Origin of the sequence: Allobosea sp. Root381 (assembly GCF_001429395.1) — a bacterium.
Lineage (GTDB): Bacteria > Pseudomonadota > Alphaproteobacteria > Rhizobiales > Beijerinckiaceae > Allobosea.
This window is the reverse complement of record NZ_LMJT01000005.1, coordinates 1-22,175: the sequence shown is the minus strand read 5'-3', so window position 1 is coordinate 22,175 and position 22,175 is coordinate 1. Positions and strand designations below refer to the sequence as shown.

The window sequence follows — 22,175 nt, the reverse complement described above, 5'->3', positions numbered from 1 at the left end:
GAGAACGGAGCTGTGGCGAGGGTCGAACCCGCACCGAATCACCATCCGAAGCGAGGCTGGAGCGGAATGGCTGCGCGCATGGGGCAGGCGCCCTCACCCCGGCATCGCCTTCACGCTCTCGTCGCCGGCCTGGCGCTGCTGCTTGCTGTGCTCGCCGGCATGGGGGGAGCCTTCGCGCAGCAGCCGGCGGCCGATACGCTGCCGGCCCGCGCACGGCTCGAAGCGATCCGGCTCGAGCTGACGCAGATCGAGACGACGCTGGCTGCGCCGAGCGCCACCGATGCCGAGCTGCAGCGCCAGCGCATGCGGCTGCAACCATCCCTCGAGCAACTGCGCGAGATCGTCGAGGAGCAGACCCCGCGCGTCGAACAGGCGAAGTTGCGGCTGGATCAACTGGGGCCGAAGCCCGATGCCGCGGCGCCGGCCGAGAGCGCGGATGTCACGCGCGAACGCGAGGCCAGGCAGAAGGCCTTCACCGAGGCCGACGAGACGATGAAGATCGCCCGGGCGGCCTTCCTGCAGGCCGAGCAGTTGCAGACCTCGATCGGCGACCGCCGGCGCGAGCTCTTCGCCAAGGTGCTCTTCGCCGCGGGGCCGACGATCTTCAGTCCCGACATCTGGGGCAGCGCGATTACGACCGCTCCCGAAGACCTGCGTGCCTCGAGCTACATCTTCGGCGATTGGCTGTCGGGCGTGGTCGAAGCCATGTCGGGTGCACGAGGGGCGCTGGTCGCGCTCGCCTTCGTCGGCGCGACGCTGCTTTACCTGGCGCGCCGACGCTACCTGCCTCGCTTCAAGGCGCGCTTCGGCAATGCGCAGGACCGGGATAGCCTGCATTCCCTCTACATCGCCCTGGCGCATGTCGTGGCAGGTGCGGCGCCACCGGCGCTGGCGAGCTGGCTGATCTACGCAGCCCTCAACACCTCCGGGCTGCTGCCGGTCAGAATCCAGCCGGTCATCGCCGCGGCGGTGGCCGGGTTAGCCATCGTCGCCTTCGTCCAGGCGCTGCTCGATGCCCTGTTCGCGCCGAGCCAGCCGCAGCGGCGCCTGGTCAGCGTGATGGATTCGACGGCCCGCATCGTGGTCTGGATGGGCACCTCGCTGGCACTGGTCCTGTCGATCAGCAAGGTGCTCGAAGCGTGGCTCACGGCGATCGCGGCCGGGCTCGCCGTCTCGATCATTCTGCGCAGCATCCTCATCATCATTTTCGCGCTGACGCTGGTGGTGGGGCTTTACAGGCTGCGGGACGACGAGGAGGTCGAGGAAGAGGCCTGCCTCGGTCCTTACGTCGCCGTCGATGGTGCCAGTCTCGGGCCGATCCGCATCTTCGGTTGGGTGATCGGGCTCGCGATCACGCTGGCGGTGCTGTCCGGCTACGTGGTCTTCGCCTCGTTCCTGACCGAGCAGGTGCTCTGGATCGGCATCGTCGCCTGCCTGTTCGTTCTGGTCTATCAACTGGTGGACCTCGGCATACCGCAGGGGCTGGCCGGAAAGGGCCGGCTGGCGCTGACTCTGAAGGCCGGCCTGGGCGTCCGCGCGGCGACCCTGGACAAGATCGCGGTGATTGCGGCCGGCGCTTTCAAGCTGATCCTGATCGTCATCGCGCTGCTGATGGTGCTGGCCCCCTGGGGACTGGAATCGTCTGATTTCCTGACGTCGCTGCGGGCCGCTTTCTTTGGCTTCCAGGTCGGCGGGGTGACGATCTCGCTGTCCTCGATCTTCATCGCCGGGCTGCTCTTCGCGGCCGGTCTCGGGGCCACGCGCTCGATGCAGGGCTGGCTGGAAACCAAGTTCCTGCCGACGACGCAGCTCGACACCGGCCTGCGCAACTCGATCACCACCGCGGCGGGCTATGTCGGCTATGTCGGAGCGGTGGCGATCGCCGTCTCGGCGCTGGGCCTGAGCCTGGAGCGGCTGACGCTGGTCGCCTCGGCGCTCTCGGTCGGCATCGGCTTCGGTCTGCAATCGGTGGTGTCGAACTTCGTCTCGGGGCTGATCCTGCTCTGGGAGCGGCCGATCCGGGTCGGAGACCAGGTCGTGGTCGGCGACGCCGAGGGTATCGTCAAGAAGATCAATGTCCGCTCGACCGAGATCGCGACCTTCGACCGCTCCTCGGTGATCGTACCCAATTCGAACCTCGTCTCCGGGGTGGTGCGCAACCGCGTCCGCAACGACCGGACAGGGCGCATCCTGATTGCGATCTCCGTGCCGCGCAGCCTCGATGCATCCGAGGTGCGCGGCATGCTCCTCGAGGTGGCGGGCGCGCATGGCGACGTGATGAGCAAGCCGCCGCCTTCGGTCAGCTTCAAGAAGATCGGCACGACGACGATGGACTTCGAGCTGATCTGCGTGGTTGCGGATGTCGACATTGTCGGCCGCGTCACCAGCGACCTGAATTTCGCGATCCACAAGCGGCTGACCGAGATGGAACCCGAGGCCGGCACGCCGGAGCTCGTGGTGAAGGGGCTCGAAGGCGTCGAGCAATCGCTAGGCAGCATCGCGGTCGCGGTGGGAGGCGCCAAGTCGGGCAGGGCCCGGGCGAGCGCGTCCGCAGCAAACGGCAAGCCCGCCGCGCCGGCCCGCTCCTCGCGCCGGTCCCGCCCCGCGCCGGATGAGGAGGCCGATGAGGCGAGCGAGGATGCCCGCCCGCCCGCGCCGGCGCCGGAACCCGTCAAGGACGACAGCAAGGAATGATGCGATGTTCAGCCTCCGCGGCGACCGGGCGCGAGTCCGGCCGATGACCTGCCCCGCCTTCGTCGCAGGAGCGCTCGCCTTGCTCGGCGCGGCCGGCTGCACCGAGCCTGTCCGCACCAGCCAGCCGGCCTTCTACCGCGATCTCGGCTCGGCCTCGGCCCGCGTCGATGCGAACGAGGCGCGCGCCATGATCTCGGCCTATCGCATGAATGCCGGGCTCGGCACGCTGACGCTCGATCCCGAGCTGGTCGACGCCGCGCAGCAGGAGGCGAGCGCGATGGCGGCGGCCGACAAGCCGGCTCAGGCCGAGGCCGTCAAGGCGCGGCTGGCGCGCGGCGGGCAGGCGGGGGCGGAAGCCAATCTCTCGGCGGGCTACCGGCGCCTGGCCGAGGCCTTTTCAGGCTGGCGGGATTCACCGCAGCACGATCGCGTCATGAAGACGCCGGGCGCCAAGCGCATGGGCATCGCGACGGCCTATGCTCCGGGCTCGAAATATCAGGTCTATTGGGCGCTGGTCCTGGCGCCGTGACAACTGCCGCGGGCGGCTTGTCCGGGATGACACACCTGCAAGCCGAACGCGGAAGCCGGGCGCGGTAGGCGGCTCCGGCAACCCGGAAGCAGCGGATCGAAGGAAGCGCAAAGCTTGAGAGCTTGTCGGCGCCGCGCCGTTCGCTAAAGCTAGGTGCGATGTCGCTCTTCTCTCTCTACGCCCGTGTCCTCGGCGCGCTCGGCCCCGAAAGGCGGCTCGGCGTCGTCCTGGCGTTCGCCAACATCCTGCTGGCGGCGGTGTCGTTTGCCGAACCGCTGCTGTTCGGCGCGCTGATCGACCGGCTGACGACCATCCAGACGGCCGGGGGCACCGTGACCTGGGCCAGCATCGGCACGCTGATCGGCGCCTGGGTCGCGTTCGGTCTGGCCAACATCGCGATCGGCGTCTTCGTCGCCCTGCATGCGGACAGGCTGGCGCATCGCCGGCGGCTGGCGGTGATGGCGGAGTATTTCGAGCACGCGCTGACGCTGCCGCTGGCCTATCACACGCAGACGCATTCCGGGCGCGTGCTGAAGGTGATGCTCGACGGCACCAACGCGATGTGGGCGCTGTGGCTCTCCTTCTTCCGCGAGCATTGCGCCTCAATCGTCGCGCTGTTCGTGCTGCTGCCCTTCACGCTCTGGAAGAACTGGCAGCTCGGCCTGCTGCTGATCAGCCTTGTCGTGCTGTTCGGTTTGCTCACTGCCTATGTGCTGCGCAAGACCGACCGGCTGCAGAGCAGTGTCGAGAGTTACCATTCCAACCTCGCCGAGCGGGCCTCGGATGCGCTCGGCAACGTGCCGGTGATCCAGAGCTTCACGCGGATCGAGGCCGAGGTCAGGGGCTTGCGCTCTACGATCACCAGCCTGCTCGAGGCGCAGCTTCCGGTGCTGTCTTGGTGGGCGATCGCAACGGTCGCGACCCGCGCCTCGGCAACGCTGACCGTACTCGCGATCTTCGTCGTCGGGACCTGGCTCCTGATGCGGGGCCTGACCACGGTCGGTGAGATCGTCACCTTCATGGGCTTCGCCACGATGCTGGTCGGGCGGCTCGAGCAGATCGTCTCCTTCGTGAACTTCATCTTCATGCAGGCCCCGAAGATGCGCGAGTTCTTCGAGGTCGTCGACACGCTGCCCTCGGTGCGCGACCCGCAGGGCGCCACCGATGCCGGCAGGCTCGCGGGCGCGGTCGCCTTCGAGGATGTCTCGTTCTCCTATGACGGCAAGCGCGCCGCGGTGCGCGACGTCTCGTTCTCGGTGACCCCCGGCGAGACGATCGCCATCGTCGGTTCGACCGGCTCCGGCAAGTCGACGACGCTGGGGCTGCTGCACCGCGCCTTCGATCCGCAATCGGGACGGATCACCGTGGACGGGCTCGACATCCGCGAGATCTCGCTCCTGTCGCTGCGCCGGAACATCGGCGTCGTCTTTCAGGAGCCGATGCTGTTCGCGCGCTCGATCCGCGAGAACCTGACCGTCGGCAAGCCGGACGCGACCGACGAGGAGATGATGGAGGCGCTCGACCGGGCGCAGGCGACCGAGGTGATGGCGCGCCAGCCGGACGGGCTCGACACGCTGGTCGGCGAGCGCGGGCGGACGCTTTCGGGCGGCGAGCGCCAGCGACTGTCGATAGCACGCGCGCTGCTGAAGAACCCGCCGATCCTGATCCTCGACGAGGCGACCTCGGCGCTCGACGCCGCGACCGAGGTCAAGCTGCAGAAGGCGCTCGAGGAGGTGATGAAGGGGCGCACCACCTTCGTCATCGCCCACCGCCTCGCCACCATCCGCAACGCCGACCGCATCCTGGTCTTCGAGCAGGGCCAGGTGCTCGAAATGGGCTCCTTCGAGGAGCTCGTCGCCAAGGGCGGGCGCTTCGCCGCGCTGGCACGGGCGCAGTATCTCGTCACCGACAAGCCTGCCGCGCTCCCGGACGACGCGGCGAGCCCGCTGGCAGGCAAGCTCACGCTCGATTGAGGCGGGCGTCGCGCCCGCCTTTCAGCGGTGTCCGGTCTTCAGCGCCTGGTCGAGGTCGGCATGGAGATCGTCGAGGTCCTCGATGCCGGTCGAAAGCCGCAGCAGATCGGGCGGGCAGGGTGAGCCCGCGCCCTCGATCGAGGCGCGGTGCTCGATCAGGCTCTCGACACCGCCGAGCGAGGTGGCGCGCTTGTAGATCTCGACATGCGCCGCCGTCTTAACCGCCGCCGCCTCGCCGCCGACGAGCTGGATCGAGAGCATGAAGCCGAAGCCGCCCTCCATCTGGCGCGCGGCGATGTCGTGGCCGGGATGCTGCGGCAGGCCGGGATAGAGCACGCGGGCCACCAGCGGATGCGCCGAAAGCCGCTCAGCCAGCGCCATTGCCGAGGCGCTCTGGCGCTCCTGGCGCAGATGCAGCGTGCGCATGCCGCGCATCAGCAGGAAGGCCTCGAACGGGCCGAGGATGCCGCCCTGGCCCTTCCGGACCGTCTTGACCCGGTTCCAGAACGCATCGTCCTCGCGGGCGCAGAGAGCTCCGGCGACGACGTCGGAATGGCCGTTCAGCACCTTGGTCGCCGCATGCATGACGATGTCGGCGCCGAGCGTCAGCGGGCGGGTATGCACCGGTGAGGCGCAGGTCGAATCGACCGCGAGCTTCGCACCGGCCTTGTGGGCGATCTCGGCTGCCGCGGCGATGTCGGTGATGGTCCAGAGCGGGTTCGAAGGCGTCTCGATCCAGACCAGCTTGGTTTCGCCCGGCCTGACCGCGGCCTTGAGCGCGGCGAGGTTGTCGGTTTCGACGAACTCGACCTTGAGCCCCCAGCGCGTCGCCTCGGTGAGCAGCCAGGCGCGCAGGGCCCAGTACATCACCTTGGAGGCGACGACGTGGTCGCCCGGCGAGAGCGCCTGGAAGACGGCGGTCGCGGCGGCCATGCCGGAGCCGAACAGCAGCGCCCCGGCCTTCGCCTCCTCGAGCATGGCGAGGACGGCCTGCGCCTCGTGGATCGTCTCGTTGTCCGGCCGGCCATAGACGAAGCCGGTCGAGTAGGCGTTGTCCTCGTCGCGGATATAGGTCGTCGCGACATGGATCGGCGGGACCACGGCCTTGGTCAGCGGGTCGATCTTGCCCATGGCCTGGGCGGCGAGGGTGCGCTTGCTGGGAATGAGGTTCTTGGCGGCCATGACCATCTATCCTGCGCCCGTAATCAGAACCGGCCGATCCGGTCTTCGTGTGCGGCGCCTAAGGCCATGATGCCCCGAAACGCTTGGTCAATTTCGCATATTTCAGCTACATGGCAGCGAATTTGATCGTTCGACGAGATTGGCATGACGAAAACAGTCGAGCTCGACCATTTCGACCACGCGCTGCTCAAGGAGATGCAGCGCGACAACCAGACACCGGCGCGCATCCTCGCGGAGCGGGTCGGTCTGTCCCAGAGCGCGGTGCTGCGGCGGCTGCGGCGGTTGCGGGCGGAAGGCGTCATCATGGCCGACGTCTCGGTGGTCAGCCCCGAGATCCTCGGCGTGCCGGTGACGGTGCATGTCCTGGTCTCGATCGAGCACGGCTCACGCACGGCCGGCGAATTCTCGCGCAAGCTCCAGTCGCGGCCCGAGATCAGGCACGCATCCTATGTCACGGGGGGAGCGGATTTCGTGCTGCATCTGCAGGTCGAGAGCATGGCGGCCTATGCCGCCTTCGCCCGCGAGGTGTTCCACGACGATCCAACCGTCTCGGAATACCACACCTATATCGCGATGCGGGAGGTGGTCGGCCCCGTGGCGCAGCCCTTCGCTGGCGGCGCCCGCATCTGAGCCGCGCGGTATCGCCTCAGTGGGCCCGGCCGTTGGCCGAGAGCTCGCTCTCGATGAAGGCCTGGACCTCCTCGGCCGCGACGCCATGCGCGATGAAGCTCCTGCCGATGCCATGCGCCAGGATGAAGGTCAGCACGCCGCGCCGGACCTTCTTGTCCTGGCCCATGGCGGCGACGATCTCATGCGCGCTGCCCGCGCCGCCCGGCACCTGCTGCAGCGTGCTCGGCAGGCCGACCGCGTCGAGATGGCGGGACACGCGAATGGCATCCTGGCCGGAGCAGAGGCCCAGTCGCTGCGAGAAGCGGAAGGCCAGCGCCAGCCCGATCGCGACCGCCTCGCCATGTACCAAGCGAGTGGAATCGTAGCCGGTCAGCCGCTCCAGCGCGTGGGCGAAGGTGTGGCCGAGATTGAGCAAGGCGCGGTCACCCGTCTCGCGTTCGTCGCGGGCGACGATGGCGGCCTTCGCCTTGCAGGCGACGGCGACCGCATGGTCGCGCTCCGGGCCGCCGGCGATAATCCGGGTCCAGTTGGCCTCGCACCAGTCGAAGAAGGCAGGGTCGTCGATCAGCCCGTATTTCACCACCTCGGCATAGCCGGCCTTGAACTCGCGCTCGCTCAGCGTGTCGAGCAGCGCGGTGTCGGCGATGACCAACGCCGGCTGGTGGAAGGCGCCGACCAGGTTCTTGCCATGGCCGGAATTGATGCCGGTCTTGCCGCCGACCGAGGAATCAACCTGCGCCAGCAGCGTCGTCGGGATCTGGACGAAGCGCACGCCGCGTCGCAGCACGGCGGCCACGAAGCCGGTGAGATCGCCCACCACGCCGCCGCCGAGCGCGATGACGATGTCGTCACGCTCGATCCTGGCGGCAAGCAGGGCGTCGCAGAGCGCGACGAAGCGGTCATAGGATTTCGTCGCCTCGCCGGGGGGGACGGCGATGCGCGTAAACGCGATGCCTTCCTGCTGCAGGCAGGTTTCCAGGGCCGGCGCATGCAGCGCGGCGACGCTGTCGTCGGTGACCAGCGCAACCTTGGAGCCAGGCGCCATGCCGGCGATCATCGCCGCCGCCTCGCAGAACTGGTGACGGCCGATATGGATGTCGTAGGCGCGTCCCTCCAGCGCGACCGGTACCACGATCCTTGCGCCCGAGGTCTGTTTCGCTTCGGCAGTCATGGGTGCGGCCTTTGGTCGGGATTCGCGCGCAGATGCTCGTCGAGCGCCGCAATCGCCGCCGTGACGACGATCTCATGGGGTTCCTCGCGCGAAACCAGCGTCAGATCGGAGAGCGCATAGACCGGTTCGCGCTCGGCGAGCATCCGGCGCAGCGTCCCCTCGGGATCGGCGGTCTGCAGCAGCGGCCGGTTCGAACGCTTGCGGACGCGCCGCATCAGCACCTCGGGCTCGGCCTTGAGCCAGACCGAGATGCCGAGCTCGGCGATGCGCTGGCGCGTCTCGGCATTCATGAAGGCGCCGCCGCCCGTCGCCAGCACGAGCGGCCGGCGCGTCGCCAGGATGCGGCTGATGACGCGGCGCTCGCCGTCGCGGAACTCGGCCTCGCCGCGCTGGGCGAAGATCTCGGGGATCGTCATGCCGGCGGCGGTCTCGATCTCGGTGTCGGCATCGACGAAAGGCAGGCCGAGCCGCGCCGCCAGCCGTTTGCCGACCGAGCTCTTGCCGGACCCCATCATCCCGACGAGCACGACGGCGCGCTGGCCCAGCGCCGCGCGCACGGCGTCACGGTCTGCACGGGCTTCCGCACTCTCGGGCTGGTCGAGCGTCTCGGCGATGGTCATTGCGGCGTTGTCCTCAGCGCCCGTTTAGCATGAGGGGGGACGCCGCGTCATGTCCGCACCCTGCAGAATTTGGCCGAGTTGTGGCCTTGCCGCCCTTGTCCCTGCCCGCCATCTCTCCAAAAGATGCGTAGGTCCGACGCATCGACCGTTCGCTCGAGGATTTGCCGCGCCGTGCCGACCCTGTTCAGATTCGTCGTCTTCCTGGCCCTGCTCGGCGGGCTGGTCCTCGGCGGCATGGTCGCCCTCGTTACCTTCGTCCAGCCGGTGCCGCGAGAGATGGTCGAGATCGTGCCGCCCGCGAAACTGCAGCCGAAATGAGCCGGATCGCACGCGCCCGCCTCAACGGCTTCCTCGACATGCTCGCGGCCGAGCGCGGCGCCGCCCGGAACACCCTCGACGCCTATCAGCGCGACATTGACGACTATCTCGAATTTTTGGGCGGTCGGGCGCTCGACGCCGTCACGGCCGAGGATATCCGAGCCTGGCTCGCCGAAATCGCGGTACGTGGGCTAAAGGCCTCCTCGGCGGCGCGCCGGCTCTCGGCGGTGCGGCAGTTCCACCGCTTCCTCTATACCGAGGGGTTTTCGCCGGGCGATCCTTCCGCCGCGATCGAGGGCCCACGTCAGGGGCGCCCGCTGCCCAAGGTGATCTCGGTGGCCGAGGTCGACCGGCTGCTCGAGACGGCGAGGCTCGCCTGCGAGCAGGACGGGTTGACGCGGCCGATGCGGCTGCGGGCGCTCAGGATGCGCTGCCTCATCGAGATGCTCTACGCCACAGGCCTGCGCGTCTCGGAACTGATCGCGCTGCCGCTGTCGGCGGCGACGACGCGCGAGCGCTTCCTGGTGGTGCGCGGCAAGGGCGACAAGGATCGGCTGGTGCCGCTAAACGAGGCGGCGCGCGAGGCAGCCCTCAGCTGGCTCGACGCGCTGCGCGAGAGTGGCGCCGCGGAGAGCCGCTGGCTGTTCCCGGCCGAGGGCGAAAGTGGCCATCTCACCCGCCAGGCCTTCGGTCGCGACCTCAAGGTTCTGGCAGGGGCTGCCGGCCTTTCCACGAGCCTCAGCCCGCATGTGCTGCGCCACGCCTTCGCCAGCCATCTGCTCCAGAACGGCGCCGATCTCCGGGTCGTTCAGGAACTGCTCGGCCATGCCGACATCGCCACGACCCAGATCTACACCCATGTCCTCGACGATCGCCTGAAGAGCATGGTGCGCGATCTGCACCCGCTCTCAGACGATGGCTGATGCCCGCGGAGCGGGGTTGTTCGCAGCGGAGGCGGAGGCTAGCCAGTGACGGTGGGGGAGGCACCAGCCTTGCCGCGAACCAAGGACTATGCCGACATGATTTCCAGCACCAAGGCGCTTATCCTCGCTTCTGCTCTGTTCTCACTTTCGGCTCCGGCTCTTTCTGCTTCGGCTTTGGCCCAGAGCCAGGCCGACCAGCTCGCCGTGGCCTATCAGGCTGCGCGCAACCAGCTCGGCGTCCTCGGCTATTGCGCCGAGAAGGGCCATGTCGGCGCCGATGTCGTCGCGATCCAGCAGAAGATGATCAACCTGATCCCGGCGCCCGCCGACAAGGCTGCTGGCGACGCCGCCGAGGCGCAGGGCAAGAAGGGCACCGTCGCGGCCATGGGCATGACCCAGGACATCGAGGCGCTCGCCAAGGCTCAGGGCGGCACCGCCCAGGCGTTCTGCACGCAGATCGGCAACGCCATCAAGCAGGCCGGCGCTTCGCTGCCACAGTAGATTGGTCTGGCGCTGCGGCGCCGTTTCGGTCGAGCCGGCCGCCCTTCTGGCAGAGGCGGTCGGCTTCCGACGTGATTTCACATGACGAGGTGAGCCCGCGATGACGCAGCCCAGAATGACGGCGCTCCGGCCCGAGCAGTTCCGCAGCAAGCCGTGGAAGAACGGCGGCGGCGTCACGCTCGACATTGCCGATGCGGTCCGCCCCGGTGCCGATCCGGGAAGCTGGGACGGCATGATCTGGCGCCTCGGTCGGACAGCCATCGTCGAGCCCGGCCCGTTCTCCGATCTCTCCGGCTATGAGCGTCTGCAGGCGGTGGTCGTCGGCCGCGGCCTCGTGCTGAAAGGTCCGGACGGCGAGATCGACCTGCGGCAGCCCTTCCGGCCGGTCCGCTATGACGGCGGCATCCCGCTCGTAAGCCAGCTCGAGAACGGCCCGGTCGAGGTCGTCAACCTGATCGCCGATCGCGCGCTTTGCGATATCGATCTGAGCGCGCCTGTTGTCGGCGAAGCGTTGGCGCCGGCCGGCGCAATCCACATCCTCTACGCGCCGGGCGGTGCGGTCCGCGGCCGCTGCGGCGAGGCCGAGTTCGCCGTCGCGAGCGGCCATGCGCTGCGCATTGATTCCGAGGCGCCGTTTGCTCTGACGCTTGATGCGGGGCAGGCGCTGCTGGCGACAATTCGCCTGCTTTAATCGCAGCGGATCGGCTGGGCCTTGCGCGGCATTTCGCCGATCGCCGGCACGAACTGGCCGGTGGCGGGGTCGAGCAGCATCAGGACGCCGGTGGCGACGGCGAAATAGGCGCCGTGCAGGTGCAGCCGGCCCTTTTCCTCGAGGATCTTCACGCAGGGGAAGGTGCGCAGATTGATCAGCGACTGCTGGATCGACTGGAAGGCGAGGCGCTCGACATAGCCTTCCAGCGTCTCGTGGCGCCCGCGCCCGCCCGTGCGCTCGGCGGCTGGGCCGATCAGCGTGATCCAGCTGCCGATGAAGTCGCCGGACGAGAGCGGCCCCTGCGAATCATCGGCGAAGGCGCGGATGCCGCCGCAGCGGCCATGGCCGAGGATGACGATATGCTCGACCTTCAGCGCCTGGACCGCATATTCGAGCGCCGCCGAGGTGCCGTGGAGCTGGTCGTCAGGGGAGAAGGGCGGCACCAGATTGGCGACGTTGCGGACGACGAACATTTCGCCCGGCCGCGCATCGAAGATCACCTCGGGGGAGACGCGCGAATCGCAGCAACCGACCAGCAGGATCTTCGGCGTCTGGCCGGTTTCCGCGAGCTGCTCGTAACGATCCTTCTCGCGGTCGAACCGATCGTCGAGAAAGGCGCGGTAGCCTTCCGTCAGCCGGTCGGGAAAGGGGGCTGCTGGCTTGTCCATGCCTTCTTGGAACAGCAGGAGCGTGGTTTCGTCAAGCGCATGCTGCATTGCGGGAGGCGCAGTCGCGGCTCAGGCGGAGGCCAGCCTGTCGCGCAAGCGCTCGTCCAGCGCCGCTGGTACGCTCATAAGCGCGACCGTCTTGAGACGGGCAGTCGCGCCCGCCACGAGCGTCACAGCCGAGCGCGGCAGATCGAACTCCCTGGCCAGAAGAGCGGTGAGCGCGGCATTGGCCTCGCCGTCGCTCGGCGCGGCGCGGACCCTGACCTTCAGGACAAAGCGGCCATCGGCGAGCGCCTCGATGCCGTCGATCGCATCGCGGCCGCCGCGCGGGGTCAGTCTCACCGTCAGCCGCAGGCCGTCGCCTGCGACCGTCCAGGGCTCCCCCATGCGTCAGAACACGGCGGGGTAGAGATAGAGCTGAATCACGCGCTCGATGAAGAAGATGCCGAGCAGCAGGATGATCGGCGAGATGTCGATGCCGCCGAGATTGGGCAGCATGTTGCGAATCGGCCGTAGCAGCGGCTCGGTAATCCGGTAGAGCATGTCCCAGATCGTCGCGACGAACTGGTTGCGGGTGTTGACCACGTTGAAGGCGATCAGCCAGCTCAGGACGGCGGATACGATCAGTAGCCATGTGTAGATGTTCAGGACGAGCATCACCACATCGAGAACGGCACGCATCTGCATTCCTCATCATCGTCGTTGACCGGCCACGGCTTGTCTCGATGCGCCGTTGCGAAACTCCTCTCGCAGGCGATTGACAGACACGCGACGCTAGGCCTAGAAGGCCAGCGCCTCGGGGCTGTAGCTCAGTTGGGAGAGCGCTGCAATCGCACTGCAGAGGTCAGGGGTTCGAATCCCCTCAGCTCCACCAAGGCCTTGCGCTAAACACCTGAAATCAAACGGGATTAGCCGGGTCTTGGTGGGCTTACCCCAACATTTACCCCAACAGCATGCGCGGATCAGTCCGTGCTCAAACGAGCTAACACGATTATCTGCCGGACCTAGCCGAGCGCAAAGATGCTCGCCTCATCGGCGTCTTCGCGCAGCCCCTTGAACGACGCATGCCTCAGCTTTCCGTCATCGGTCCAGGCTCGATACGCAATCTCCGCCAGCAGCTCGGGTCTGATCCATCGGGCGGTCTTTCGCCTCCCGGTCATTTTGGCGGCGGGCTTGGGGATGGTGAGCTTGTCCATCTGCTTGCGCAGCGCCGTGGCGCTCGCCTGACCAAGCAATTACGAGCGCTGGGAGCTAAACCGCGAGCCGTCGCGAAGCCGCCTGACAAATGCTGATCCACGACTCCTAGTCATGGCGGCAGCTGGCTTATGAATTCAAACGCCGGTCGTGGATATCATCGGCCTCTGCTCCGGTCTGAAGCTCTGGCCGCGCACCCCTGCGACACTGGAATGCTTGCCTTTCAGCCGAGACAGGCGCCGGATGTAACGGCGAGGCATCCCTGCGCATGATCCCTCTGTCCGCTAGCGCGCTGAGGTGAGTTTTAAGCGAGAACATCATGGAGTCCGGCCAAGGCAGGTTGATCCTGCATGACGGTACGAAAGCGCTTGTGAGATATCTCTTTGCTGTACCTAGGAAGGGCCAGCGGCGCTACGGTACAATATTCGGCGACCTGAGCGGTATCGACGAGCAAGAATTCGCAAAAAATGTGCGCTTCGTGCCCACGGGTGGCGATGAAATCAGCTTGCTGGTGACCACCTTCACTCACCGCTACCTCACGGTCATCAGCTATGTCGTCAGTCAAGACGGCAAGTATCTGTCTGGCGCTCAACTCGCGCCAAGCACTTTCTAGACGAAAGGCGCTAAAGGTACAGGCTTACTGCGTAGGCTTCCTGAGGGCGGCAGCGACGGCATCGGCCCTTCCGGCGGACTTCCTACCCTCTTTAAAGAAATCCTTTATAACCTCCTTCTTGAAGTCGAGCGACGAGTGCGCTGGATGCAGCGTGAAACGCGTCTGGGAGGGGCTCTTCGGCCGCATCAGTCAAATCGGCCGCATCAGTCAAATCGGCCGCATCAGTCGCACTGATTGGAGCAATTGAGCAGGCCGCGCTGCAATTCGCGCAAGGGCGCTCTGCCTTCGGCTTTCTAGACACGGTTGCCGTATGCTCTAGTTTTCGACAGCTGTGCCTGCGCCTGTGCCTTGGAGGAGCCGTTGAGGTCGCGTGCGTCGCAATTTGCCTGCGCCGAATGCGGAGCGTTCGGCCTTCTTATCCCTGAGTGGACTGATGAAGAGGCGTTTGTAGTATGCGCTGGATGTGGGAAGCCCTTCGCGACAATCGCTGAACTCCGCGGGCTGCTTGAAACGGCGCTCGAAGACGACGAGGTTGCCGCGGCTTACTTTCCCGAGACCAGCGACAAGCCGCCGGGGCCGGGTTCGCCTGGAATTTAGATGCCGGACAACATGCGATAGCTCTCTCTGCCTTGCGGAAGCGTCAAGCGCTCGCGATGGACTGACCAGTGAACCTTAAAGCGCAGGATACACCACCCGCACTTTGCGTCGGGGAGAGGGAAGCGGAGTTTCGTCCGCCACTTGGTCGACCGCCTCCTGTCGCGGTTCGTGTTTCGGAGCTGAGGTGCCGAGACTGGAACTCAAGCGCGGCCCCAGCACAACCTCCGCGCCAATGTGAACTGGGTTTTTGCCGGGGTTGTGGGCCATGGCAGCAGAGCTGAGAAGTACAGCGATTGCGCAGGTAACGAAGGTCGGCGAGCGGAACATTCAAAGCCTCGGCGTGCGATTTTGCACTGCAAACTCTTCGGCTTCAGTCCTGGTTCCATGTCGCGGATCGGCTTGTCGGGTGTACTGGGTGCCGACGACATTCGCCGAGTTCCGATCGCAGCGTCAGGTGAGGAATAAGGCAACTCCTACCAACTTGACTCGCAACCAACGCCCGTTTGAATCGTTCCCGGCTGCAAGGGAGTGACAAAATCCCCGCACGGCCTCGCCTGGTGGGCAGGCCCGTTGAGTTCCACGCTGGGGCGGCAACTATTCTGAGACTGGCAATCGATCCGCCAACCCCGAGAATGATGAAGTTCCGCATCAGAAAGCCAATACCTTTGAGGTGCGACATGCCATGCGGCGCTGAAATGCTTGCTCCCAGATGCGATTAGGCGCCTTGTGAATTATGCAGTCGTTAGGGCAGCTCTGCCAAAAGCTTCCCGCCCGCATCTGGCCGCACGACTTGCCCCATCCCATCGGATGGTGGCCGATCAGGCTCTACGCAGCTCCAAGCGTCGCGCCAAAGGCAACCGAAACACAGCAGCCACGCTCGGCCGTCAAGTAGAGAGGTTTTCGATCAATGAGTCCCGCCCGCCCGCGGCACGGCCATAACCCCATCACCGAGATGTTGAACCGTCTGGTCAAAAACGAGCAAGCAAAGGCCGCTCGGCAAAGAAGCAAATCTGTTCATTCTGACATATTGAAGCCGGAGACGGAGCCAACTATTCCGCCCGTCGAAGCGCCATCTCGTTCTTGTTAGCCGAAAGCGTCATACCGCTCGGAGCCGTCATCGGCCTGGTCCGTCCTGAGCGACAAGAGAAACAAGAGGCAACGCGACCATGAGCAGCGGCACAAGAAGCCGATCCCGTGGAGATACGCCGAAGAGCGATCAGCTGCGGGGGCGCAGCTGAAGACATTTTCACAATCAAGCGGAGACCAGTCATGCTTACGGGAAATGGCACGATCACCCTGCGAAGTGGGCGAGCGCTGGCGGCCCAGTATCAGTTTCACACGCACCGGACGGGCCTATGGACCGGCTATCTTATCTGCGATTCTTCCACCACCGATCCAAGCGAGTTCGCCGATAAGGTGCTGCTCTTCTGTGCGGATGGAGCCGCCGTCGAGCTTGCCGTCACAAGTTGGACGGATCACGACATGGCTGTCGTGGGCCGCGAACTTCCCGTGCTTGATAGGGTCGGCTGACAGCGCCACCGCCCGAATTTCTGGAGTTATGACCTGGCGCTTGGCTAGTCGCCGTTGGTGACAGGAACTTCGCCATCTGCAACTCTTCACCCGTTGACCCTGAGGGCGAAGCCCTGTTCCTTCAGCCCATCCGCGTCGGCTAGGCCATTGTCATCTGGCGCGCCCTCATCGTCGCACTGGCCGCCTTCGTCCTCGCATTGGGCGCCTTCATCTTCGCAATCACCGTCGATAGCATCGGCCACGCTTATGAGGGCCTCGACAATGGCGCCGAGCCGACGCCGTGCGCCGGGTATTGTTCCGGAACGATCAGCGAGCCGCGCAGCGACTTCGCTCAGGATGGTGCGAACATCCTGCATCTCTACGGGCGTCAGCGCCTCGTCGTCACTGAGCGGATCGAAGCTATCGGCCGGCGAGGTATCGAGCAGCGCGGCATAGTGGCGGAGATCCACGAGGCTCATCGCATCTGCTCCAGCATTCGCTTGGCATAGTGGAAAACGGCAATCAGGCCGCGCTCGCCGTCGTCTAGCACATCGGGATTTTCAGGGTCGGTGAGATTGAGGTGCTCGCCGTCCGCTTCCAGCATCACGGCCATCATCGCGGCCAGCCCGGCCGGGGTCGTCGGCGGGGTCTTGTAGATGTCGCGGAGTGCGGTGAAGGCCGGCCCGATCGCCTCCTTCATGGCGGCGTCGGCATCCTTGGCGTCTTCGATCTGCTCGGTAGCTAAGAATGCGGCCCAAAGCGGGCGCCAGCGTTCGATAGCGGCAAAGACCGGATCGGCCTTCGCGCGACTGATGTCGCGGACCCATTCGCGGGCAAGCGCTTCCTCGGCGGCGGTCATCGGCGGCGCTCCAGGCGAATGACGCGACGGCCGATAATCAGCTCGCCATCCGAAAAAATGACAGGCAGATGGCCGTAGAAGGAGAACGTCGGGAGGGTGACGGGCTTGCTCGACACGCGAGCGGGCTTGCCCTTGTTATGGCGCCGGTTAATGCGAATAGGGCTCACGAAAGAGCACTCCTCTGGAAAGGGGGGTAAATCACTGGTGAGAGCGGAGCTTGTGCGCGACAGATGCGGCGTTGGCCGCCGTCAGCGCGATTTCGGTGAGGTCTTCGCTGAAGAACGCGGCGTTGGACAGCAGGAGCCAGCCGCGCCAATTCGCTTCGGCGGCATCAATGGGCTCGCGGGCCTGCACCATTTCGGAAACGTCCGACATCGCACAGACGAGCACGCCGCTCAGTTCTTCGAGCATTTCGCCTGCGGCCGTTTGGCCACCATGACCCGAGATAAACAGGCTCTGCGTGACCGCACCTTGAAGGGAGCCGATCAACTGGAAGATGTTATACAGATCGCGCATGCTCATGGTTTCGAGCTTGGCGCGAGGGAAGATCGACGCGGCGAAGTCGGTAGCGGGCAAGCCGGGGGCGGCTGCCGGAGCGGTGGGGCTCGGCATTGGAATTCTCCAGCGATGTTGCGAGGCAGATTCTAGGAGGCGGGGCTGTTCACGGTCATCGCGCGGTAGGCGGCTGACAGATTGCTGCGGAGGCCTTCCGCCTTCTCCTTCGTCACAGCCAACAAAGTTTCGGCCTGGATCAGGAGGCGGTTCGCTTCGGCAGGCATATCCGGCGTGAAGCTGTCATTGACAATGTCACGGGCCAGCTCGAGCAGAATGACCAGATCATCAGCGAGAGAGGCAAATCCATCGATCGTATCGCGGTCCATGGTTCAGCCTCCGATGCGGTGAGAGTTGATGCGGCGGAACGGGCCGCGCTTGGCCTTCGGCGCTCGACGGGCAAGGCGGGCGCAGTCGGCCATCAGATCGGCCTCGTCGATGCACAGCTCGCAGATCGCCTGCTTGGCGTGCGGAATGGTGATGATCCGGCCTGTCTCGTCGGGCGCCTCCCGGCAGCCGCAGAAGCCACAGCGGATATGCGCAAGGCGGGTGCGGAGCCTCAGAGAGGCCGGGGGCAGCAGTTCATGATGGGGTGCCATCGTTCAGGCTCCGACGCTGTGGAGGGCTGCGCGCAGGGTGGCGACGCGGGCGCTGTTGAAGTGCTGCCGGTAATGCTCGGCTTCGATCTCCTGCCGGAGGCCAGCAGCGCCGCCATAGGAGGCGACGAGGGCCACAGCTTCGGCAGCGCTGCGGCGAGGAGGTCGCGATTGGCGGCAGCCTGCTCAGCCTGCCGCCTCAGGTCCGCGGCCTCACGCTTGGCAGCAGCCCAGGCCTTGCGGAGCCAGATGGAGAGCTGAGTCCGGCGCTCGGCCAGGGTGCGGCACATGCGGTAGGCGAAGCGGCCTTCGCGGTGGGCCAAGGCCATGACGTCGGACTTGTTGAAAGCGATGCGGCCGGCGGCGAGAGTGACGAGGCTCATTTGCGTGTGTCTCAGAAACCTTGTGATGTTTCTGGTAACTATAGTAGCAGATAGCGCTTGTCAACACTTGGATGTTGCTGGAAAACACTCAAGAGTGTGTCATAGGAAAAATCGAAATGCTCACAACGGGATATCAGTTGAAGGCGGCGCGCGCGCTCGTCGGCATGGAACAGTCGGATCTGGCGGAGCGCGCTAGCGTCAGCGTCAATACAATCCGTAAAATGGAGTGGAAGGGGCCGGAAACGCTGACCAGCGGCCTCGATACTATAAAGCGCGTCCAATCCGCGCTTGAGGCCGCTGGGGTCGAGTTCCTGAACCACGGCCAGCCGGGCGTGCGGCTCGCGAAGCCTGCAGAAGCGACATCGGCCCAGCGCGAAAGCATCGAGGCCAAGGCGGGTGTTGTGCGCTCGCATGCCGCGGACGCTGCCGATAGAGCCATGACCAACATCGACGCATCCGGTACGGAAAAGGCCGACCGGCGCGCTGCTCTCACTGATGAGCCATCGTTGATCGGAAGAGCCCGAGGGAAGGGCAACCCGAAACCCGGCAAGACATGATCGGGAAGTGCTATCGTGCTCGAAGCATCTACATAGCGCCAACCTAAGCTGCGCGCACGGGCTATTCCTAGGAGCGAGAGTTCATGGCTGAACGGGCAACGGCAGTTTCAAACGGGCGCGGCCGCGTTCTTGGATGCGGGCCATCGGCCGCATGTCTGGAAGCAGGGATGCCGCTCGCAGGGTCTTCGTCATAGCCATTCGCTAGTCTGCGTTTTGTGCACGGGTGGTCTATTCGCCATCAAGTCATCATCCGTGGCGTCGGCTTCTGGGGCTTTCGCGGAACGCTCCGGCAGCAAATCGCGCTTAATACCGGTTAGAACAGCAACCAAGAATTCACCGGATGCCGCTCTCGTTTGGTGCCGGGAGATTCTGCACGCTTGCTTGGTCTGTTCCGACAGTTGCATAGTCGCGAGAACTGCTAGCGGTGAGTTGCGATCGACGGCCTGCGGAGGGCGTCATGGGACAGCAACGGCCAATCGGTTCAGAGCCGATTGTACCACCGGCGCTCACGCCCAGCGCAGAGCAGGTGCGCGAGCAGCTACGTAGGATCCTGTCGAGTGTTGATTTCCACATGCCCGAGCGCCTGCGCTCGTTTCTGTCCTACGTGGTGGAGGAGACACTGTCAGGTCGCGCAGATCGAATTAAGGCATATTCGATCGCGCTCACGGTATTCGGTCGGAGCACAGATTTTGACGCGATGAATGATCCGGTCGTTCGGATCGCGGCCGGACGGCTTAGGCGGGGATTGGAGCGATATTACCTCCTACAGGGAAGGGAGGATCCGATTCTGATTGATATGCCCAAGGGGGGGTACGCCCCCCGCTTTCACTGTCGAGAGGGTTCAAGCACTGTCCCGCTTCAGGAGATATCTTCCGCCTCGGTCCCTCGTGCCGTTCGCATGATTTCGCGCAAGAAGCTATTAATGCAAAGCTGCTTTGCGATGCTCGCCGTCAGCATTCTTGTAGCCCTATCGATGCTGCTTGACCGACCCGCTCCGCTTCCCCCGGCGGTACCGTCTCGCCCCTCAATCGTTGTCAAACCCTTCGACAATTTGTCTCGCCATCCCGAGTCCACCGCCGCAGCGGCTGGGCTCTCCGATGAACTCCTCGCGGCTCTTACTTCTACGGGCGGCTTTACCATCTTCAGCAGCGAGACTGTTCCAACCCTTGGGAGAAAAGCGGCCGCAAACGCCCGTCCCTCGCCCAGGTTCATTCTGGATGGGACGATCCGTGAAGCCAACGACAAGATTAAGATTTGGAGCCGTCTGGTAGATGGACAAACTCGCGAAATCGTTTGGTCGAGTGTTTACGACGCCGACTTGAAGGTCGGCACTGCGTTCGAGTACGAGGCGAACATTGCGGCGAAGATTTCCGCCTCCGTGAGCCGCGTCATCCTCCCGGCGAAAGTGCAATAGCGGCTGAACGCGCCTTTGGCCAGAAGCACGAGGAACTCGTGCATGAGCGCGCGGAGGGCCGCGGTTTCAGTGCTGTGTTCCTCCAACAGGTCCTCAATGCCGGCGTGGATTTCGGCTTCTAGCGTGGTGTCTTCGACCTGCTGGTTCGCTGGCTGGGTCGCCATCGCTTGTCCTCTAATGCGTGAGAACGAAGAAGGAACATCAACCGCGCGCGAGTCAAGTCAGTCTGCGTCAAGCCATATCGGGCCACTTCAGGTAACTAGCTGATTTCATTGCATTTTTACTCCATATGATTCATGCTGCCTCCAGCAGATGGAGGCCCCTATGCGTTCCAATCGTCCAAAGCGAACCGAACAGCTCGCCCTCTCGGCGGAGCCTGAACTTCGCGCCGCGATCGAGGCAGAAGCCGTCCGTCGCGACACGTCCATTTCGAGCACGATCCGCTCGCTGGTTCGGACTGCGCTCGCCTCGCAGTCTCGCGATATGCAGGTGGCGCGATGAGCGAGAACATCGTTCACGTCCCGCAATTCATGCGGGAGGCCCAGCCGGCAGCGGTTGCGGCAACCATTCCCGCCAATCGCAGCTTGATCGCAGCGGCCGTCCTCATGGAGCGTGTGCGGTCGGGCGCTGCCAATGTCCTGCTGGCACTCCAGAACTGCCCGGCCAGCTCGCAGGATATCGACGCGGCGCTCAACTCACGTGCACGGGCCAGAGTCGAAATGGTGCTGTCTATGCCGGGCAGCTCATCTTCTGCCGAGAACATCGCCCGCTGGTCCGAAGCCGAAACTCCGGCCTTCGCCCTGCTCGCAGTCTTGTCGCGCTCATAATCGAGGAGCGAGCCGGCATAGCCATTCCGCTTTGCGTATTCGAACTCACGGATGGCAGGCGTGTCAGCGTTCTGCTTCTCCTTCGCGTAATCGCCCGGGCTTTTTGCCGTCGTCCAGCCCATGGCCTTGGCGTAGAGGAATTCCTTGATGCTATCGGGCGCCTTGGACTGCTCCAGGCGGTCCTTCAGGAAGACCTCTCCGACTGCCCGCGCGTTGGCCGGCAGGTTCGGGTTGGTAAGCAACTCAAAGAGCTTCCCGAGATTGTTCCGGTTGCTCTCCACCTGCTTCGTCGTGCGCCATTCCGCTGCCTCCTGGGCATTGCGAGGCTGAGGCATGTCCTTCGTCAGAACCGGCATGCGGCCTTCAGCAGTGACAGCGCCCGGTGCAGGCTGGTCGGCCTGAGCGCCCGGAACGGTCCAGCCCTGCGGCGTCGGGGCAGCGTCCAGCGTGCCACCGCGGCCTGCCTGTGCCTGCGCCTCTCGAATGGCGAAGGTGCGGGAGCCGGCATCCGGCGAGTTGGACAGATCCTCAGCATAGGGCTGCGCCGTCTGTCCCATGGCCGGGACGGCTCCCGGCGCGGGCGCGTCAGCGAGGTTAGAGGGACGGCGAGGCGGCAGCGGGGCGCCGGCAACCATGGGCCTGCCGGTCGGGCTGCCCGTCCGCTCAATCTGAGTGAGCGCCGAGCCCATCCAGGGCTGAGACGGCCCCTCGGCTTCGAACGACGGCCGGGAAGGCTGATTGCCCATACCCGCGGTGATCTGATCAAAGGTACTCCCACCCATCGCGGGCTGCCCCGGAACGGCGAACCGTATATCTTCTAGCGCACTAGACATGCCGGTGTGCAGCGCGGAGCCCCCCCAGCAGATCATCTCTGTAGGATTCGCCGGCCACGTCCATCCAGAACAGCAGATCGTCCTTGAGGTCTGCAGCGTTGCTGATTGCGGACCAGCCTCTTTCGAGATTGCGCAAAGCGACGGCCCCGCCCTTTCGAGCAGACCAGCCGAGGCGGACATTCAATTCGACCAGGCGCTGGAGCCGGTCGTGGACTTCGACGTGTCAAACGGCACGCAATATTGCCCCCCGATCGGCGTCCAATCTTGACCCCTTGATGAGCTGAGGTGGCAGGAGGCGGCGCGGCGGAGCTGGTATGGGT

27 protein-coding genes and 1 tRNA gene are annotated in these 22,175 nt (G+C 65.2%); 12 read left to right on the top strand and 16 right to left on the bottom strand.

All coding sequences use genetic code 11. The annotated features are described in order from the left end of the window. Nucleotides 1-66 precede the first annotated feature (66 nt). From ASE63_RS06235 to ASE63_RS06225, 3 genes are all read left to right on the top strand, one after another. Nucleotides 67-2,694, top strand: a complete 2,628-nt coding sequence (locus ASE63_RS06235; protein WP_056798189.1) for a DUF3772 domain-containing protein — start codon at nt 67-69, stop codon at nt 2,692-2,694. 4 nt (nt 2,695-2,698) lie between these two features. Next, nucleotides 2,699-3,223: a CAP domain-containing protein gene (locus ASE63_RS06230; protein ID WP_244491305.1), complete on the top strand. Its 525-nt coding sequence runs from the start codon at nt 2,699-2,701 to the stop codon at nt 3,221-3,223. 158 nt (nt 3,224-3,381) lie between these two features. Further along, complete coding sequence (locus ASE63_RS06225) at nt 3,382-5,196, top strand: glucan ABC transporter ATP-binding protein/ permease (RefSeq protein ID WP_056798186.1); 1,815 nt, start codon at nt 3,382-3,384, stop codon at nt 5,194-5,196. Between the two features lie 21 nt (nt 5,197-5,217). Here ASE63_RS06225 and ASE63_RS06220 read toward each other — a convergent pair whose 3' ends face one another. Continuing rightward, nucleotides 5,218-6,378 (bottom strand): PLP-dependent aspartate aminotransferase family protein, encoded by a 1,161-nt coding sequence (locus tag ASE63_RS06220; protein WP_056798854.1) that lies wholly within the window; start codon nt 6,376-6,378, stop codon nt 5,218-5,220. A 144-nt stretch (nt 6,379-6,522) separates the two neighbouring features. Here ASE63_RS06220 and ASE63_RS06215 point away from each other — a divergent pair, with 144 nt between their 5' ends. Further along, nucleotides 6,523-7,008, top strand: coding sequence for an Lrp/AsnC family transcriptional regulator (locus ASE63_RS06215; protein ID WP_056798183.1), 486 nt, complete (start codon nt 6,523-6,525; stop codon nt 7,006-7,008). 16 nt (nt 7,009-7,024) lie between these two features. On the opposite strand, the gene aroB is transcribed toward ASE63_RS06215, so the two are convergent. After that, nucleotides 7,025-8,179 carry a 3-dehydroquinate synthase gene (aroB, locus tag ASE63_RS06210; protein ID WP_056798181.1) on the bottom strand — a complete coding sequence of 385 codons (1,155 nt, stop codon included), beginning with the start codon at nt 8,177-8,179 and terminating at the stop codon, nt 7,025-7,027. Beyond that, nucleotides 8,176-8,799 carry a shikimate kinase gene (locus ASE63_RS28265; protein ID WP_056798178.1) on the bottom strand — a complete coding sequence of 208 codons (624 nt, stop codon included), beginning with the start codon at nt 8,797-8,799 and terminating at the stop codon, nt 8,176-8,178. The genes aroB and ASE63_RS28265 overlap by 4 nt, the downstream gene beginning before the upstream one ends. Nucleotides 8,800-8,970: 171 nt before the next feature. Between ASE63_RS28265 and ASE63_RS06200 the strand changes: the two genes are divergently transcribed. From ASE63_RS06200 to ASE63_RS06185, 4 genes are all read left to right on the top strand, one after another. Further along, nucleotides 8,971-9,117: a hypothetical protein gene (locus ASE63_RS06200; protein ID WP_056798175.1), complete on the top strand. Its 147-nt coding sequence runs from the start codon at nt 8,971-8,973 to the stop codon at nt 9,115-9,117. Next, the gene (locus ASE63_RS06195; protein WP_056798172.1) at nt 9,114-10,040 is read left to right on the top strand and encodes a site-specific tyrosine recombinase XerD; all 927 of its coding nucleotides are present in this window, start codon (nt 9,114-9,116) and stop codon (nt 10,038-10,040) included. Before ASE63_RS06200 ends, ASE63_RS06195 begins: the two co-directional genes overlap by 4 nt. Before the next feature lie 69 nt (nt 10,041-10,109). Then, a complete protein-coding gene (locus tag ASE63_RS06190; RefSeq protein ID WP_244491304.1) occupies nt 10,110-10,541 on the top strand; it encodes a pore-forming ESAT-6 family protein in 432 nt (143 codons plus the stop codon). A 100-nt stretch (nt 10,542-10,641) separates the two neighbouring features. Continuing rightward, nucleotides 10,642-11,232, top strand: coding sequence for a HutD family protein (locus tag ASE63_RS06185; protein WP_082609699.1), 591 nt, complete (start codon nt 10,642-10,644; stop codon nt 11,230-11,232). Here ASE63_RS06185 and ASE63_RS06180 read toward each other — a convergent pair. The 3 genes from ASE63_RS06180 to ASE63_RS06170 form a co-directional block, all read right to left on the bottom strand. After that, nucleotides 11,229-11,921 carry a carbonic anhydrase gene (locus tag ASE63_RS06180; RefSeq protein WP_056798850.1) on the bottom strand — a complete coding sequence of 231 codons (693 nt, stop codon included), beginning with the start codon at nt 11,919-11,921 and terminating at the stop codon, nt 11,229-11,231. The two genes, ASE63_RS06185 and ASE63_RS06180, sit on opposite strands and share 4 nt — an antisense overlap. A gap of 69 nt (nt 11,922-11,990) precedes the next feature. After that, complete coding sequence (locus ASE63_RS06175; protein WP_056798164.1) at nt 11,991-12,308, bottom strand: DUF167 family protein; 318 nt, start codon at nt 12,306-12,308, stop codon at nt 11,991-11,993. A 3-nt stretch (nt 12,309-12,311) separates the two neighbouring features. Next, nucleotides 12,312-12,602: a YggT family protein gene (locus tag ASE63_RS06170; RefSeq protein ID WP_056798847.1), complete on the bottom strand. Its 291-nt coding sequence runs from the start codon at nt 12,600-12,602 to the stop codon at nt 12,312-12,314. Nucleotides 12,603-12,719: 117 nt separating this feature from the next. On the opposite strand from ASE63_RS06170, the gene ASE63_RS06165 reads away from it, so the two are divergent. Next, nucleotides 12,720-12,795 (top strand) — tRNA-Ala (locus tag ASE63_RS06165). A gap of 130 nt (nt 12,796-12,925) precedes the next feature. Here the strand turns inward: ASE63_RS06165 and ASE63_RS06160 are convergent. Then, nucleotides 12,926-13,156 carry a hypothetical protein gene (locus ASE63_RS06160; RefSeq protein WP_348271343.1) on the bottom strand — a complete coding sequence of 77 codons (231 nt, stop codon included), beginning with the start codon at nt 13,154-13,156 and terminating at the stop codon, nt 12,926-12,928. A 278-nt stretch (nt 13,157-13,434) separates the two neighbouring features. Between ASE63_RS06160 and ASE63_RS06155 the strand changes: the two genes are divergently transcribed. Together ASE63_RS06155 and ASE63_RS06150 are read left to right on the top strand one after the other, a co-directional pair. Continuing rightward, complete coding sequence (locus tag ASE63_RS06155; RefSeq protein WP_056798162.1) at nt 13,435-13,728, top strand: hypothetical protein; 294 nt, start codon at nt 13,435-13,437, stop codon at nt 13,726-13,728. A gap of 1,866 nt (nt 13,729-15,594) precedes the next feature. Continuing rightward, a complete protein-coding gene (locus tag ASE63_RS06150; RefSeq protein WP_056798159.1) occupies nt 15,595-15,855 on the top strand; it encodes a hypothetical protein in 261 nt (86 codons plus the stop codon). 86 nt (nt 15,856-15,941) lie between these two features. Here ASE63_RS06150 and ASE63_RS06145 read toward each other — a convergent pair whose 3' ends face one another. The 7 genes from ASE63_RS06145 to ASE63_RS27095 are packed head-to-tail and all read right to left on the bottom strand — an operon-like array spanning nt 15,942 to nt 18,224. Further along, nucleotides 15,942-16,313, bottom strand: a complete 372-nt coding sequence (locus tag ASE63_RS06145) for a hypothetical protein (RefSeq protein WP_056798157.1) — start codon at nt 16,311-16,313, stop codon at nt 15,942-15,944. Then, nucleotides 16,310-16,693 carry a hypothetical protein gene (locus ASE63_RS06140; RefSeq protein WP_056798153.1) on the bottom strand — a complete coding sequence of 128 codons (384 nt, stop codon included), beginning with the start codon at nt 16,691-16,693 and terminating at the stop codon, nt 16,310-16,312. The genes ASE63_RS06145 and ASE63_RS06140 overlap by 4 nt, the downstream gene beginning before the upstream one ends. After that, nucleotides 16,690-16,860 carry a hypothetical protein gene (locus ASE63_RS27100; RefSeq protein WP_156410221.1) on the bottom strand — a complete coding sequence of 57 codons (171 nt, stop codon included), beginning with the start codon at nt 16,858-16,860 and terminating at the stop codon, nt 16,690-16,692. Before ASE63_RS27100 ends, ASE63_RS06140 begins: the two co-directional genes overlap by 4 nt. A gap of 31 nt (nt 16,861-16,891) precedes the next feature. After that, the gene (locus tag ASE63_RS06135; RefSeq protein WP_156410220.1) at nt 16,892-17,305 is read right to left on the bottom strand and encodes a hypothetical protein; all 414 of its coding nucleotides are present in this window, start codon (nt 17,303-17,305) and stop codon (nt 16,892-16,894) included. A gap of 32 nt (nt 17,306-17,337) precedes the next feature. Then, complete coding sequence (locus ASE63_RS06130) at nt 17,338-17,574, bottom strand: hypothetical protein (protein ID WP_056798147.1); 237 nt, start codon at nt 17,572-17,574, stop codon at nt 17,338-17,340. A gap of 3 nt (nt 17,575-17,577) precedes the next feature. Then, nucleotides 17,578-17,844: a hypothetical protein gene (locus ASE63_RS06125; protein ID WP_056798144.1), complete on the bottom strand. Its 267-nt coding sequence runs from the start codon at nt 17,842-17,844 to the stop codon at nt 17,578-17,580. Next, nucleotides 17,805-18,224 (bottom strand): hypothetical protein, encoded by a 420-nt coding sequence (locus ASE63_RS27095; protein WP_156410219.1) that lies wholly within the window; start codon nt 18,222-18,224, stop codon nt 17,805-17,807. Before ASE63_RS27095 ends, ASE63_RS06125 begins: the two co-directional genes overlap by 40 nt. 71 nt (nt 18,225-18,295) lie before the next feature. Between ASE63_RS27095 and ASE63_RS28260 the strand changes: the two genes are divergently transcribed. Then, nucleotides 18,296-18,781, top strand: a complete 486-nt coding sequence (locus ASE63_RS28260; protein ID WP_244491303.1) for a helix-turn-helix transcriptional regulator — start codon at nt 18,296-18,298, stop codon at nt 18,779-18,781. 1,305 nt (nt 18,782-20,086) lie between these two features. On the opposite strand, the gene ASE63_RS06115 is transcribed toward ASE63_RS28260, so the two are convergent. Both ASE63_RS06115 and ASE63_RS06110 read right to left on the bottom strand, forming a co-directional pair. Further along, nucleotides 20,087-20,359 carry a hypothetical protein gene (locus tag ASE63_RS06115; protein WP_056798142.1) on the bottom strand — a complete coding sequence of 91 codons (273 nt, stop codon included), beginning with the start codon at nt 20,357-20,359 and terminating at the stop codon, nt 20,087-20,089. A gap of 350 nt (nt 20,360-20,709) precedes the next feature. Continuing rightward, a complete protein-coding gene (locus ASE63_RS06110) occupies nt 20,710-21,579 on the bottom strand; it encodes a hypothetical protein (protein WP_156410218.1) in 870 nt (289 codons plus the stop codon). Nucleotides 21,580-22,175: the final 596 nt, after the last annotated feature.

Excerpts from the sequence above, each read along its gene's own strand:
- ASE63_RS06140 (WP_056798153.1), bottom strand. The coding sequence starts at position 16,693 with ATGACCGCCGCCGAGGAAGCGCTTGCCCGCGAATGGGTCCGCGACATC.
- ASE63_RS06125 (WP_056798144.1), bottom strand. The coding sequence starts at position 17,844 with ATGGCACCCCATCATGAACTGCTGCCCCCGGCCTCTCTGAGGCTCCGC.
- ASE63_RS06230 (WP_244491305.1), top strand. The coding sequence starts at position 2,699 with ATGTTCAGCCTCCGCGGCGACCGGGCGCGAGTCCGGCCGATGACCTGC.
- ASE63_RS27095 (WP_156410219.1), bottom strand. The coding sequence starts at position 18,224 with ATGAGCCTCGTCACTCTCGCCGCCGGCCGCATCGCTTTCAACAAGTCC.
- ASE63_RS28260 (WP_244491303.1), top strand. The coding sequence starts at position 18,296 with ATGTTGCTGGAAAACACTCAAGAGTGTGTCATAGGAAAAATCGAAATG.
- ASE63_RS06110 (WP_156410218.1), bottom strand. The coding sequence starts at position 21,579 with ATGGGACAGACGGCGCAGCCCTATGCTGAGGATCTGTCCAACTCGCCG.
- ASE63_RS06150 (WP_056798159.1), top strand. The coding sequence starts at position 15,595 with ATGCTTACGGGAAATGGCACGATCACCCTGCGAAGTGGGCGAGCGCTG.
- ASE63_RS06195 (WP_056798172.1), top strand. The coding sequence starts at position 9,114 with ATGAGCCGGATCGCACGCGCCCGCCTCAACGGCTTCCTCGACATGCTC.
- ASE63_RS28265 (WP_056798178.1), bottom strand. The coding sequence starts at position 8,799 with ATGACCATCGCCGAGACGCTCGACCAGCCCGAGAGTGCGGAAGCCCGT.
- ASE63_RS06145 (WP_056798157.1), bottom strand. The coding sequence starts at position 16,313 with ATGAGCCTCGTGGATCTCCGCCACTATGCCGCGCTGCTCGATACCTCG.
- ASE63_RS06220 (WP_056798854.1), bottom strand. The coding sequence starts at position 6,378 with ATGGCCGCCAAGAACCTCATTCCCAGCAAGCGCACCCTCGCCGCCCAG.
- ASE63_RS06115 (WP_056798142.1), bottom strand. The coding sequence starts at position 20,359 with ATGGCGACCCAGCCAGCGAACCAGCAGGTCGAAGACACCACGCTAGAA.
- ASE63_RS06235 (WP_056798189.1), top strand. The coding sequence starts at position 67 with ATGGCTGCGCGCATGGGGCAGGCGCCCTCACCCCGGCATCGCCTTCAC.
- ASE63_RS06225 (WP_056798186.1), top strand. The coding sequence starts at position 3,382 with ATGTCGCTCTTCTCTCTCTACGCCCGTGTCCTCGGCGCGCTCGGCCCC.
- ASE63_RS06135 (WP_156410220.1), bottom strand. The coding sequence starts at position 17,305 with ATGCCGAGCCCCACCGCTCCGGCAGCCGCCCCCGGCTTGCCCGCTACC.
- ASE63_RS06170 (WP_056798847.1), bottom strand. The coding sequence starts at position 12,602 with ATGCGTGCCGTTCTCGATGTGGTGATGCTCGTCCTGAACATCTACACA.
- ASE63_RS06180 (WP_056798850.1), bottom strand. The coding sequence starts at position 11,921 with ATGGACAAGCCAGCAGCCCCCTTTCCCGACCGGCTGACGGAAGGCTAC.
- ASE63_RS06185 (WP_082609699.1), top strand. The coding sequence starts at position 10,642 with ATGACGCAGCCCAGAATGACGGCGCTCCGGCCCGAGCAGTTCCGCAGC.
- aroB (WP_056798181.1), bottom strand. The coding sequence starts at position 8,179 with ATGACTGCCGAAGCGAAACAGACCTCGGGCGCAAGGATCGTGGTACCG.
- ASE63_RS06215 (WP_056798183.1), top strand. The coding sequence starts at position 6,523 with ATGACGAAAACAGTCGAGCTCGACCATTTCGACCACGCGCTGCTCAAG.
- ASE63_RS06155 (WP_056798162.1), top strand. The coding sequence starts at position 13,435 with ATGGAGTCCGGCCAAGGCAGGTTGATCCTGCATGACGGTACGAAAGCG.
- ASE63_RS06175 (WP_056798164.1), bottom strand. The coding sequence starts at position 12,308 with ATGGGGGAGCCCTGGACGGTCGCAGGCGACGGCCTGCGGCTGACGGTG.
- ASE63_RS06130 (WP_056798147.1), bottom strand. The coding sequence starts at position 17,574 with ATGGACCGCGATACGATCGATGGATTTGCCTCTCTCGCTGATGATCTG.